The organism is Stenotrophomonas sp. Steno-C17 (assembly GCF_056393165.1).
This window is the reverse complement of record NZ_JBWJPD010000001.1, coordinates 191,517-203,873: the sequence shown is the minus strand read 5'-3', so window position 1 is coordinate 203,873 and position 12,357 is coordinate 191,517. Positions and strand designations below refer to the sequence as shown.

Annotated in this window: 10 protein-coding genes; 5 read left to right on the top strand and 5 right to left on the bottom strand. The window is 68.5% G+C overall.

Annotated elements, in window-relative coordinates:
- Positions 1-153 precede the first annotated feature (153 nt).
- Positions 154-2,010 carry an RNA polymerase sigma factor RpoD gene (gene rpoD / locus AC06FA_RS00890; RefSeq protein ID WP_478066712.1) on the bottom strand — a complete coding sequence of 619 codons (1,857 nt, stop codon included), beginning with the start codon at positions 2,008-2,010 and terminating at the stop codon, positions 154-156.
- A gap of 90 nt (positions 2,011-2,100) precedes the next feature.
- Positions 2,101-2,541 (bottom strand): D-aminoacyl-tRNA deacylase, encoded by a 441-nt coding sequence (gene dtd, locus AC06FA_RS00885; RefSeq protein ID WP_478066711.1) that lies wholly within the window; start codon positions 2,539-2,541, stop codon positions 2,101-2,103.
- 61 nt (positions 2,542-2,602) lie between these two features.
- Between dtd and AC06FA_RS00880 the strand changes: the two genes are divergently transcribed.
- The 4 genes from AC06FA_RS00880 to AC06FA_RS00865 all read left to right on the top strand — a co-directional run bounded on the left by AC06FA_RS00880 (position 2,603) and on the right by AC06FA_RS00865 (position 6,840).
- Positions 2,603-3,523: a lauroyl acyltransferase gene (locus AC06FA_RS00880; RefSeq protein WP_478066710.1), complete on the top strand. Its 921-nt coding sequence runs from the start codon at positions 2,603-2,605 to the stop codon at positions 3,521-3,523.
- Positions 3,524-3,585: 62 nt separating this feature from the next.
- The gene (ribA, locus tag AC06FA_RS00875; protein WP_478066709.1) at positions 3,586-4,719 is read left to right on the top strand and encodes a GTP cyclohydrolase II RibA; all 1,134 of its coding nucleotides are present in this window, start codon (positions 3,586-3,588) and stop codon (positions 4,717-4,719) included.
- A gap of 76 nt (positions 4,720-4,795) precedes the next feature.
- Positions 4,796-5,302 carry a PH domain-containing protein gene (locus AC06FA_RS00870; RefSeq protein ID WP_478066708.1) on the top strand — a complete coding sequence of 169 codons (507 nt, stop codon included), beginning with the start codon at positions 4,796-4,798 and terminating at the stop codon, positions 5,300-5,302.
- The gene (locus AC06FA_RS00865; RefSeq protein WP_478066707.1) at positions 5,299-6,840 is read left to right on the top strand and encodes a PH domain-containing protein; all 1,542 of its coding nucleotides are present in this window, start codon (positions 5,299-5,301) and stop codon (positions 6,838-6,840) included. The genes AC06FA_RS00870 and AC06FA_RS00865 overlap by 4 nt, the downstream gene beginning before the upstream one ends.
- A gap of 478 nt (positions 6,841-7,318) precedes the next feature.
- Here the strand turns inward: AC06FA_RS00865 and AC06FA_RS00860 are convergent, their stop codons facing one another.
- A complete protein-coding gene (locus AC06FA_RS00860) occupies positions 7,319-8,377 on the bottom strand; it encodes a CDP-glycerol glycerophosphotransferase family protein (RefSeq protein WP_478066853.1) in 1,059 nt (352 codons plus the stop codon).
- Here AC06FA_RS00860 and AC06FA_RS00855 point away from each other — a divergent pair.
- A complete protein-coding gene (locus AC06FA_RS00855; protein WP_478066706.1) occupies positions 8,376-9,185 on the top strand; it encodes a glycosyltransferase family 2 protein in 810 nt (269 codons plus the stop codon). The genes AC06FA_RS00860 and AC06FA_RS00855 overlap by 2 nt on opposite strands.
- A gap of 51 nt (positions 9,186-9,236) precedes the next feature.
- Here AC06FA_RS00855 and AC06FA_RS00850 read toward each other — a convergent pair whose 3' ends face one another.
- Positions 9,237-10,403: an O-antigen ligase family protein gene (locus AC06FA_RS00850; RefSeq protein WP_478066852.1), complete on the bottom strand. Its 1,167-nt coding sequence runs from the start codon at positions 10,401-10,403 to the stop codon at positions 9,237-9,239.
- A gap of 232 nt (positions 10,404-10,635) precedes the next feature.
- A complete protein-coding gene (locus AC06FA_RS00845) occupies positions 10,636-12,348 on the bottom strand; it encodes a glycosyltransferase family 39 protein (protein WP_478066705.1) in 1,713 nt (570 codons plus the stop codon).
- Positions 12,349-12,357: the final 9 nt, after the last annotated feature.

Sequence of the window (12,357 nt, the reverse complement as noted above, 5' to 3'; positions counted from 1 at the left end):
GGAATTACTTGTGAGCTAGGGCAGGAAGCAGCGCGAATAGTGTTACGTAAACGGTACGAATATAGATCCGAATCCACCGGTCATCACCCGGCGCTACCCAAAAAAAACCCCGCCGAAGCGGGGTTCTTTCAACACATCAGCGCAACCCGGAAATCAGTCGATATCCAGGAAGCTGCGCAGCTGTTCCGAACGGCTCGGGTGGCGCAGCTTGCGCAGGGCCTTCGCTTCGATCTGGCGGATGCGCTCGCGGGTCACGTCGAACTGCTTGCCGACTTCTTCCAGCGTGTGATCGGTGTTCATGTCGATGCCGAAGCGCATGCGCAGCACCTTGGCTTCCCTCGGGGTGAGGCCGGCCAGCACGTCGCGCACGGTTTCAGACAAGTTGATGTTGGTGGTGTTCTCGATCGGGGACTCCACGTTGGTGTCCTCGATGAAGTCGCCCAGATGGGAATCCTCGTCGTCGCCGATCGGGGTTTCCATCGAGATCGGCTCCTTGGCGATCTTCATCACCTTGCGGATCTTGTCTTCCGGCATGTCCATTTCCTTGGCCAGCTCTTCCGGCGTAGCCTCGCGGCCGTACTGCTGGAGCATCTGGCGGGAAATGCGGTTCAACTTGTTGATCGTCTCGATCATGTGCACCGGAATACGGATGGTGCGTGCCTGGTCGGCAATCGAGCGGGTGATCGCCTGGCGGATCCACCAGGTGGCGTAGGTCGAGAACTTGTAACCGCGGCGGTACTCGAACTTGTCCACGGCCTTCATCAGGCCGATGTTGCCTTCCTGGATCAGGTCGAGGAACTGCAGGCCACGGTTGGTGTACTTCTTGGCAATGGAGATGACCAGGCGCAGGTTGGCCTCGACCATTTCCTTCTTGGCTTTGCGCGCCTTGGCTTCGCCGTAGGCCATGGCACGGCTGATTTCCTTCAGCTCTTCCAGGTCCAGCTGGGTCAGCTTCTCGATGTCGATCGTCGCCTGCTGTTCGGCAATGATCTGGTCCTTCACTTCACGCAGGGCCGAGGACCACTTCTGCTTGCGCTTCAGTGCGTCTTCCACCCATTCCAGGTTGGTCTGGTTGCCTTCCCAGGAACGGATGAAGTCCTTGCGCGGCATGCGTGCAGTGACGGTAGCCAGGTTCAGCACGCGGCGCTCGTGGCCCTTGATGCTGGCCATGGTGTCGCGCAGCTGCTTGGTCAGCACGTCGGTCAGCGGCAGCGGCAGCTTCAGGGTGACGAACACGGCCGACATTTCTTCGCGCAGGCGCGGCAGGTTCTTCTTGTCGTTCTTGCCGGCAGCCTTCTTGAAGGCGTTGAAGGCATCGCTCAGCGCCTGCATGCGCGCAGCGACTTCTTCCGGGTCCGGACCGGTCGGTGCGGCTTCTTCATCGCCACCGTCGACATCATCGTCCTCGTCCTCGTCGCCATCGGCGTCAGCGTCGTCGCTGTCATCGGAGGCGGCGGCAGCCGGCGGCGCCGGCTCTTCGTCGGCCAGGTCGTTGAAGCCGACGATCACTTCGGCCAGGCGCTTCTTGCCTTCCTTGTGCGCTTCGTAATCGCTCAGCAGCGATTCGACCGACACCGGGAACTGGCCCAGCGCGGCCTGCACCTGCGAAAGGCCTTCCTCGATGCGCTTGGCGATGGCGATTTCGCCTTCGCGGGTCAGCAGCTCGACGGTGCCCATTTCGCGCATGTACATGCGCACCGGGTCGGTGGTGCGGCCACCTTCGGTGTCCAGCGCGCTCAGCGCTGCGGCGGCTTCTTCGGCCGCGGTGTCGTCGACCTCACGGTTGCCCGTGTTGCCGTCGTTCAGAAGCAGGGTTTCCACATCCGGCGCAACTTCATGGACATCAATGCCCATGCCGTTGATCATGCCGATGATGTCTTCGATCTGTTCCGGGTCGACCATGTCGTCCGGCAGATGGTCATTGACTTCGGCGTAGGTCAGGTAGCCCTGTTCCAGGCCCTTGCTGATCAGTTGCTTGATTTCGGATTGGGCAGGACGTTCGTTGGCCATGTAGTGCTCGCGCCACCGGCTAGGGAGAAATAGGGAACGTAGCATTATACCAGCCCGGGGCCCGGCCTGCCGGGCGGTGGTCCCGGCGGCCTAGGGCCTGAGGAGGAAGGTCACGGGACCGTCATTGACCAGGCTGACGACCATATGGGCACCAAATCGGCCCGTTTCCACCCCCGGGGCATGATTTTCACGGCAGATCTCGACAAATCGGTTGAACCCGCGTTCAGCCTCGTCCGGCGGGGCGGCACTGGTGAAGCTGGGCCGCATGCCCGAACGGGTGTCCGCGGCCAGGGTGAACTGGCTGACCAGCAGCAGGCCGCCGCCGGTGTCGCGCAGCGAACGGTTCATGCGCCCGGCCTCATCTGCGAATACACGGTAGCCAAGCAGGCGTTCGGCCATGCGCTGCAGCTGCGCCTCGGTGTCGCCCGGCTCCATGCCCACCAGGGCCAGCAGGCCCGGGCCGATCTGCCCCACCGCGTCGCCCTCTACGTGGACGGCGGCCTGGCTGACGCGCTGGATCAGGACGAGCATGCGGGGCTTCCTTTGAACACGGCCGGCCACGATAGCAGCGCCCTTGGCTAAACTGGGGGCGATGAATCCGCAACGCAAAGCCCGGCTGGTCTACCGCGCCACCACCCTGTTCGCCCGCTTGCCCTGGCCGCTGCTGCGGGGGTTCGCGCACGCCCTGGCCTGGGCGTGGATCCGCCTGGACGCCCGCGAAAGCCGGGTGACCCGCCGCAACCTGGAACTGGCCTACCCGGAACTGGACGCGACCACCTGCACCGCCCTGCACCGCCAGGTGCTGCGCTCGACCGCGCTGCAGGCCATCGAAACGCTGCGCCTGTGGAGCCAGACCCCGGCCGACAACCTGCGGCTGCACCTGAAGGAACGCCACGGCCAGGCCCTGTACGACGCCGCCCTGGCCAGCGGCAAGGGGGTAATCGTGGCCGCCCCGCACTTCGGCAACTGGGAGCTGTTGAACCAGTGGCTGGCCTCGCGCGGGCAGATCGCCATCGTCTACAAGCCGCCGGAAGACGAAGCCGGCGATGCCTTCCTGCAGCTGGTGCGCGGCGGACAGAACGTGCAGCAGGTGCGCGCCGAAGGCCCGGCGGTGCGCCAGTTGTTCAAGGTGCTGAAGGACGGCGGTGCCACCGGCATCCTGCCCGACCAGCAGCCCAAGGCCGGCGACGGCGTGTTCGTGCCGTTCTTCGGCGTGCAGGCGCTGACCATGACCCTGGTCAATCGGCTGGCCGAGCGCACCGGCGCCACCGTGCTGTACGGCTGGTGCGAACGTGTTGGTCCGGACATGGAATTCGCCCTGCATATCGAACCGACCGACCCGGCCGTGGCCGACCCCGACCCGCAGGTCGCCGTGGCCGCGCTCAATGCGGGCATTGAACGCATTGCCCGGCGCGACCCGGCGCAGTACCAGTGGACCTACAAGCGCTACACGCTGCGGCCGCCGGGCAGCGGCGAAGACGACCCCTACGCCACCGAGAAGCACCCGCACTGACGGCGGGACGCCAGCGATCGCGCTATGTTGAATACGACGCCGGCGCCCCCATAGAGACTGCGATGTCCGCCTCCCCCGGTCCTGCCATGCCTGCTTCTTCCCTGTTCGGCGACCCTGCCGCGATCCGCTGCGAACGCGCGGTGGCCGAACTGCGTGCCGGTCGCCCGGTCCTGCTGCACGACGGCCAGGGCCAGCGCCTGGCGGTGATCGCGCTGGACAGCGCCACCGCCAGCAGCTTCGCCGCCTTCGCCAACGCCGCGCAGCAACGCCATTACCTGTTCCTGACCGCCACCCGCGCCCGCGTGCTGGGCGTGGACGCCGCGCACGGCGCGCGCCTGCCGCTGGCCGGCATCGCCTTCGATGCGCTGCCGTCGCTGGGCTACCTGCGCGAGCCGGGCCCGATGCCGGACGGCTGGAGCGCTGGCGATGCCTTCGACGCCGGTGCGGTGGAGCTGGCCCGCCTGGGCCTGCTGCTGCCGGCCATGGTGGCGGTGCGCCTGGCAGACGATGACCGCACCTTCGACGGCGCCGCCGACGTGGCCCTGTGCGATCTGGCCGAGGGTGCCGCCCATGCCGCCCACGATTACGAACTGGTGGCACGTTCGCCGGTACCGCTGCGCGACGTGGGCATGACTACCTTCGCCGTGTTCCGCGGTGGCGTGGCCCAGCGCGACCAGGTGGCGATCATCGTCGGCGAACCCGACCTGTCGGCCGTGGTGCCGGTGCGCGTGCATTCCTCGTGCCTGACCGGCGACCTGTTCGGTTCGCTCAAGTGCGATTGTGGCGACCAGCTGCGGCGCGGCCTGCGCAAGCTGAAGGAACTGGGCGGCGGCGTGCTGCTGTACCTGGACCAGGAAGGCCGCGGCACCGGCATTGCCGCCAAGATGCGCGCCTACGGCTACCAGCACGACGGCCTGGACACCATCGATGCCGATGCCCAACTGGGCTTTGGTGCCGACGAGCGCCGCTACGGCAGCGCGGTGGCCATGCTGCACGGCCTGGGCATCACCCGCGTGGCCCTGCTCAGCAACAACCCCACCAAGGCGCAGCGCCTGCGCAATGCCGGCATTGAAGTGCTGGACTGCATTCCGGTCACCGGCGAGATCACCGCCGAGAACGAGCAGTACCTGCGCACCAAGGCCGACCGCGCCGGCCACCTGCTGGATGTGGATGCGTTGATCCAGGCCGCCCAGTAACGCGGCCGATTTGCTACCGTCAGCGCGGTGCGGCTGCGGCCGCCACCGCCCGCCCTGCTGCCCGACGGATGCCTGCGTGACCGACCTGCCGATTGCCGACCCTGCGCCGCCCCTGGACCACTGGCAGCCCCTGCCCGCGCGCGCGGCCGCATTGGCCGCGTTGGAAGGCGCGTTCGGCGGTGTGTTCATTCCCGGCGCCCCGCTGGCCGCCGCCTGCTGGTTCTTCGACGCCCCAGGTGGCCTGTGGAGTGCCGCTGCGGCCTTGCTGGTCGGTGTGCTGTTCGGCGCATGGATCGGCCACCGCCGCACCCGGCGCACGCGCTGGCGTTTGGACGCGCAGGGACTGGGCCTGCGCCGCGACCTGATGTGGCAGCTGGAAACGCGGGTGCCGGTGTCACGCGTGCAGCATCTGGATCTGCGCCGCGGGCCGCTGGAGCGCCGCGCCGGCCTGGCCACGCTGATCGTGCATACCGCTGGCACGCGCATGAGCGCGGTCACCGTGAACGGTCTGGACCAGGCCGATGCAGAACGTTTGCGCGACACGCTGGCCCACCAGCTGGACCAGGACGCCGACGCCCTGTGAACCAGCCGCCGCCCCTGCCTGCCGCGCTGCCCACGGGTGGCCAGGACCAGCGCCTGCACCCCTGGTCGTGGCTGTTCGTGCTGTTGATGCAGCTGCGCCATTACTTCCTGCCGCTGGTGGCGCTGCTGGTGTTCGGCCAGCGCGGTGACCGCGACCCGATGTGGGCCCAGTTGATTCCGCTGGGCGCCATCGTCGCGCTGGTGCTGGTGTCGGTGCTGCAGTACCTCAGCTACCGCTACCAGATCGGCGCCGATGCGATCACCGTGCGCAGCGGCCTGCTCTCGCGCAACCGGCGCGAAATTCCCTTCGCCCGCATCCACAACGTGGAAGTGCGGCAGAACCCGCTGCACCGCCTGTTCGGCGTGGCCGAACTGCGCCTGGAATCGGCCGGCGGCGTACGCCCGGAAGCGGAAATGCGCGTGCTGCGGCTGGACCAGGCGCTGGCGCTGGAACACCTGGTGCGCCAGCGCGGCCAGGCGCCACAGGCCGTGGCCGATGATCAACCGCAGGCGGTCGCGCCGGACGATGCGCAGGACCAGGTGCTGCTGCGCCTGTCCAGCTGGGACGTGCTGCGCATGGGTCTGCTGTCCAACCGCGGCTGGGCACTGGCGGTGGCCGCCTTCGGCCTGTTGTTCCAGACCGTGCCGCGGCCGGTGATGGACGATGCGATCCAGCGCGGTGGCCGCCAGGCCTTCGGCTTCGTCAGCCACCTGCACCCCGGCACCACCGGTGCGTTGCTGCTGGCCGCCAGCGTGCTGCTGCTGGGCTGGCTGGCACTGCGCGTGCTGTCGGTGGCGCTGACCCTGCTGCGCTACCACGGCTTCACCCTGAGCGAGCGCGAGCGCCGCCTCACCGTGGCCACCGGCCTGCTCAGCCGCACCCGCAGCAGCGTGGCGCGGCGCCGCATCCAGGCCTGGACCCTGCGCGAAAGCACCCTGCACCGCTGGTTCGGGCTGCGCCAGCTGCGCATCGACAGCGCCGCCGGTGGGCCCTCGCGCGACGATGACCGCGCCCTGCGCGAACTGGCCCCGTTGGCACCGGCGGCGACCTGCGACGGGCTGGTGCAGCACCTGTTGCCGCAGCTGCACTGGCCGCCGCCGCGGTGGCAGCCGGTGCGCCAGCGCGGTTGGTGGAGGCTGGCGCTGGGCAGCCTGCTGCTGGTGCCGCTGCTGGCCGCTGCAGCGTACTGGCGCTGGGGCACGTTCGGGCTGGCCGTGCTGGCCTGGCTGCCGATCGCCCTGCTGGCCGCGCACCGGCAGATGGCGCGCATGGGCTGGTACCTGGACGACCACTTCGTGGCCGTGCGCGGCGGCTGGTGGAAGCGCTGGTGGCGCTGGGCCGAACTGGACAAGGTGCAGGCGCTGCGCCTGCGCCGCACACCACTGGACAAGCTGCTGGGCACCGCCAGCCTGCAGCTGGATACCGCCGGCGCACACGGCGATGTGGCGCTGACCCTGCGCTACCTGCCGCAGGACCGCGCGCAGCAGGTGATGGAACAACTGGCCCAGGCGCTGGCACGGCGCAAGCTGCGCTGGTAACGCCGACCCCGGAAACATCATCCACGCATGGCGTGGATCTACTGACTGGCGCGTAGCAACCCGAAGGTAGAGTCGACCGTTGGTCGACTATCGCGCGCAGCGCGGGGTTTTCGGGCAATTCATGAAGAGCGGTCGACCAACGGTCGACTCTACCCAGCCAACCAGCGCTGGTAACCCCGCAAGCATCATCCACGCATGGCGTGGATCTACTGACGGGCGCGTGGCAACCCGACGGTAGAGTCGACCGTTGGTCGACTATCGCGCGCAGCGCGGGGTTTTCGGGCAATTCATGAAGAGCAGTCGACCAACGGTCGACTCTACCCCGTCGACCAGGCGGGGCCGGAAACACCATCGACGCATGGCGTGGATCTACTGACAGGCGCGTGGCAACCCAACGGTAGAGTCGACCGTTGGTCGACTATCGCGCGCAGCGCGGGATTTTCGCGGGGTGCCGGCCGGTGCCGCCAGCGCCCCCTCGTCAGCGCTGCGACGGGCCCCAGTAGCCCATATCCTTGCGGATCTGCAGATCGCGCAGCCAGGTACCGAAGGGCTTGCGCCGCAACGCGCCCATCTCGCCGGCCAGGAAATCCTCGGTGGCGGCAATCACCCGCTCGCTGGAGCGCCCATCGCGATACGGGTGGATGGCATCGGCATAGCGCACGATCTCCGCCGTCAGCGCCGCATCGGGGTGCAGCGCGCGCTGCAGCATCGCCGGCAGTTGCTCGGGGGCATCGAAGTCGATCATGTGCGGCTTCGGCACCCGGTTGCGGAAGGTCACCACCGGCTTGTGCTGCACGATGAACTCCGAAACGATCGACGAGGTGTCCGATACCAGCACGTCGGCGGCACGCTGCGCGGCCATCACCTGCTCGGGTTCGATGAAGCGCGCGTTGGCACCGGCCAGCGCGCGGTAGCGCGCGAACAGCTCGGGCGGGCACTTGGGGTGCAGGGTCAGCAGCCAGTAGCGATCCCCGGCGGCGATGTCGGCCGCGATCTGCGCATGCAGGTGCGGGGCCGCGCTCAGGCGCTCGGTGAAGGTGGAACCGAACAGCACCACCGGGCGCCCGGCCGCCGGCGCGCGCAACGCCGCGCTTTCACCGCCATCGTCGCGGAACAGCGGGTCCAGCTTCGGCCAGCCGGTTTCGGCCACGGCGAAATGACCCTGCTGATCGGCGATCTGCCGGAACGGTGCGGTGGTGGCCGGGCCCTGGGTGCAGTACAGATCGAACATGCCGCGCACCCGGAAGTGGCCGCGCGCACTGTCGCGCTTTTCCACGTTGAAGCCATGGAACAGCTGCACCTTGGCCCCGGACAGGAAGGTCGGCACCCAGTTGGCCGCGCTGAACACTGCCCGCGGGCGCAGCGCCAGGGCCTGCTTCAGGCCCACCGTGGGCACCCCGGGCAGCGCGCTGCCGGCCGCACCGCCTTCGAACCAGGCACTGACCTGCTGGCCCGAGGCGTGCAACGCCTGCGCCAACGGGGCGAGAATAGGCAGCGCATAGCGCTCCGTCGCAAACAACAGGTACCCGGCCATCATGTCCTCCACGACCGCTCCCATCGAACGGCCTCGCATCTCGGCGTGCATTATCGCGTTCAACGAGGCCGGCCGCATCGGCGACTGCCTGGCCTCGCTGTCCTTCTGCGATGAGATCGTGGTGGTGGACTCGTATTCCACCGATGCCACCGTGGCCATCGCCGAGGCCGCCGGCGCCCGCGTGCTGCAGCGGCCGTTCGACGGCTTCCGCAGCCAGAAGGCCTTCTGCGTGGCGCAGGCGCAGCACGACTGGGTGTTGTGCCTGGACGCCGACGAGCGCATCAGCCCGGACCTGCGCGCGGCCATCGAGGCCGCCCGCGACGGCGGCTTCAGCGACCACGCCGGCTACCGCTTCGCGCGCCTGTCCGAGTATTTCGGCAGATTCCTGCGCCATGGCAATGCCTACCCCGACCGCGTGCTGCGCCTGTTCGACCGCCGCCACGGCGGTTGGCGCGGCAAGCGCGAGATCCACGAAGCGGCCAGCGTGGACGGCAGCGTGGGTACCCTGCGCGGCGATCTGATCCACTACCCGTACCGTTCGCTGCAGCAGCAGCTGGCCAAGACCGAAAAGTACGCGCGGATGATGGCCGAGCACGAGTTCGCGCGTGGCAAGCGGGCCACCCTGGGCAAGCTGGTGCTGGCGCCGGCCTGGCGGTTCTGGCGCGGGTTCGTGTTCCGTGGTGGCTTCCGCGATGGCTGGCACGGCCTGGTCTACGCCTACGTGCGGGCCAACTATGTGCGGCAGAAGACCATCATGCTGTGGATGCTGGGCAACGGCCAGGCCGTGGCCGACCCGCCGCAGGACCTGTAGCGTCGAGCCATGCTCGACGGACGGGGCAACGCCGTCGAGCATGGCTCGACGCTACACCCTGCGGTGCCGCGCGCCTTCGACCATGGAAAGACCGGCCAGCAGGCCGACGATGGTCACGTAGAAACTGGCCGTCATCTGGTGGGCGAACATCGACTGGGTCAGGCCGCACAGCACGTAGGCCACCACGATCATGATGCCCGCCGCCGCCGGGCCACGGAACGTCGCCCGCCCACTGCGCCGGTGCAGGCGCACGAACACGCCCAGCGGCACCCCGTACACGGCCAGCAGCAGCAGCAGGCCTGGCAGCCCCTGGGTCGCGCTCCACTCGGCCAGGTCGTTGTGGGCATGGCCCAGGTGGCAGCGCAGCTCGGCCGGGTCGGCACGGCACACCGGCAGGCGCTGCATGGCCGTATCGAACTGGCCGATGCCCACCCCGGTGAACGGATGATCCTTGAACGCCTCCCAGGCGACCTGCAGGCGTTCCACGCGCGCACCCGCCGATGAATCAGCATCGCCCTGCTCCAGGCGCTGCACGTCGCTGTGCAGCTCGGTCAGGCGCAGCTGGTGGCGCAGTTCGGGCACCGACAGCATCAGCGTGGCACCCAGCGCCAGCATCACCCCCAGTACCGACAGGCGTGCCGCACCGGTGCGCCAACGCAGGCTGAGGGCCAGCACCACCAGCAGCGCCAGCAGGGCGGCGAACACTCCGCGGCTGCCGGTCAGCACGATGGTGCCGCAGCCGGCCGCCATGCCCACGATGACCAGCGACCAGCGCCGGGACGGGCGACAGAACACCAGCAGCACCATCAGCATGGCCACGATGTCGGCCAGCACGATGGCATTGGTGGACAGTTCGGCACGGGGCGCGCCCTGCAGCACCTGCACCAGCGCCAGCACGAACGTCCCCAGCAGCCCGACCAGCGCCCCGCGCCACAGCCAGCGCATGTCCGGCCGCAGCGCGCAGACCCACAGCACCAGCCACGGGATGACCAGGAACCGCGAGCGGTTGTCGACATCGCGCAGCCCTTGCTGGAACAGCAGGATCGAGCACACGCCCAGCACCACCACCGCCAGCATCAGGGCAGTCAGCAGTTTCAGCGTCAGCGGCTCCATGCGCCGGGCCCGCCACAGCAGTTCCGGGGCCAGCAGGGTGCTGGTGAACAGCAGCACCGCATAGCCCAGCAGGTTGCTGGGCAGGGTCAGCACCAGCGCCGGCATGCAGAACAGGCCGACCTGGGCCAGCCAATGGGCCACGCCGTGGCGTCCCCCGGTGGGGGCCGCCAGCACGGTGCCGGCGCGCGCGTCCTTGTTGTCCGGTGAAGCTGCCACGTTCAGAGCGATCACTGCGTTCCTGCGGAAATTCCGGAAGAGTGGCCAGGCCACTCCCGCCCTTACCTTTTACTGTGTTTCGGGCCGACTGGGCAGTCTGGACAAACCAGACAGCGAACGCTTACTCATCATCCTGCAGTTGCCGTTCACGTTCCCGCTCGGCGGCATTGGCCACGCATCGGCCCTGCACTGCCGTTGCCGGCACCAACCACCAACGGCGGCGGTTGGCGATACCGGCCAGTTCGGCCTGGCTGCGGTCGATGCAGGGCAGCAGGGCGTCTTCCAGCACCAGCAGCCAACGCCGGTCCGGCGCCAACTGCTGCCAGCGCACGCCGGCCACCAGCTGTTCGTCCCAGTGCACCTTGAAGCCGAATGTCGCCGCCGGGCGGTCGGCCATCAGCAGGTTCTGTTCCTTCCATGCCACCAGCCCCAGCTCGGCCTGCGGGCCGATGCGCTTGCCGGCGGCCTGCATCAGGCCCCGCGCCGAACTGGAATCGTTCAACAGCGGATAGCCCACCAGGCTGTACAGCACCCAGACCACGGTGAGCGTGGATACCAGCGACAAGTGCCAGCGGCGGCGGCCGAACAGCAGCAGGCTGGCCACGGCCCAGCCGCCCATGGCCAGCGCGGCCCAGGCCAACTGGTTCATGACCCCCGGCGCCATGCCGCGCGCCTGCTGCAGGCGCACCTCGAAGCCAGGCTGGCCGATCAGCGCAGCGATGCCACCGCCCAGGGTGACCGCCGCCAGCAACAGGGTGAAGGCGCCCAGCAGCCACTGCACGTCGCGCCGGCGCAGCAGGCCCGGCAGCAGCGGCGCCAGCGCCAGGCAGAACATCGGCAGCGACGGCAGGATGTAGACGTCGCGCTTGCCATTGGGAATGGAGAAGAACAGCACGATCAGCGCCCACCAGCCCAGCAGCAGCAGGTAGCGGGCATCGCGTCGCTGCAGCCGCCGGCGCCACGCGGGAATGGCCCACGGCACCAGCAGGAACGCCGGAATCCACATCGACGGCATGGTGCCCAGGAAGTACCACCAGGGCTGGTGGTGGTCCCAGGACTGCGCGTAACGCTTGGCGGTCTGCCGGAACAGGATGTCGTTCATGTACGCGTGGTACTCGCCCGATCGGGTCGCCAGCGCGGTCAGCACCATCGGCAGCAGCCACAACGCCACCGCCAGCAGGAACGCCAGCGGGGCCAGCCAGAACCGCACATCACGCACGTGCAGGCGCACCCGCGGCCAGTGCAGCGCCGAGGCGATGGCCGCCGGCACGATCATCAGCAGGGCGATCACGCCCACGCCCTTGGTGATGACCCCGATGCCGGCGAAGAACCAGCCCAGCCACCACCAGCGCCACGCCGGGCCCAGCAGCAGGTGGCGCAGCAGACCGTAGTTGGCCAGCGTGATGAACAGCACCACCAGCGGGTCGATCTGCGCCTTCTTCGACTGGAAGGTGAACTGCAGCGCGAACAGCAGCGCCCAGCCGGCGTACAGGCCCACACGCCGCGTCCACAGCCGGCGGCCCAGGTCGACCACGCACCACAGCGTGCCCAGCGCGGCAATCAGCGAGGGCAGCAGGAAGGCCACCCGCCAGTTGCCGATCACGCTGTACAGGGTGGCCTGCCACCACATCAGCATGGGCGGCTTGTCTGAATACAGCTCCAGGCCCCGGTGCGGGAACAGCCACTGACCGCTTTCCACCATCTGCTTGGCCACCAGGGCAAAGCGCGGTTCATCCGAGGGCCACGGGTCGCGCAGCCCGAGGCCGGCGCCCAGCACCAGCAGGGCCATCACTACGAACAGCCACGTCTCGCGTGATGCGCGGGTTTTCAGCATGGGAACTCG

What these genes read in the sequence shown, in the direction of transcription:
- rpoD (WP_478066712.1), bottom strand. Translation starts at nt 2,010, where the DNA reads ATGGCCAACGAACGTCCTGCCCAATCCGAAATCAAGCAACTGATCAGC.
- dtd (WP_478066711.1), bottom strand. Translation starts at nt 2,541, where the DNA reads ATGCTCGTCCTGATCCAGCGCGTCAGCCAGGCCGCCGTCCACGTAGAG.
- AC06FA_RS00880 (WP_478066710.1), top strand. Translation starts at nt 2,603, where the DNA reads ATGAATCCGCAACGCAAAGCCCGGCTGGTCTACCGCGCCACCACCCTG.
- ribA (WP_478066709.1), top strand. Translation starts at nt 3,586, where the DNA reads ATGTCCGCCTCCCCCGGTCCTGCCATGCCTGCTTCTTCCCTGTTCGGC.
- AC06FA_RS00855 (WP_478066706.1), top strand. Translation starts at nt 8,376, where the DNA reads ATGTCCTCCACGACCGCTCCCATCGAACGGCCTCGCATCTCGGCGTGC.
- AC06FA_RS00860 (WP_478066853.1), bottom strand. Translation starts at nt 8,377, where the DNA reads ATGATGGCCGGGTACCTGTTGTTTGCGACGGAGCGCTATGCGCTGCCT.
- AC06FA_RS00850 (WP_478066852.1), bottom strand. Translation starts at nt 10,403, where the DNA reads ATGCCGGCGCTGGTGCTGACCCTGCCCAGCAACCTGCTGGGCTATGCG.
- AC06FA_RS00845 (WP_478066705.1), bottom strand. Translation starts at nt 12,348, where the DNA reads ATGCTGAAAACCCGCGCATCACGCGAGACGTGGCTGTTCGTAGTGATG.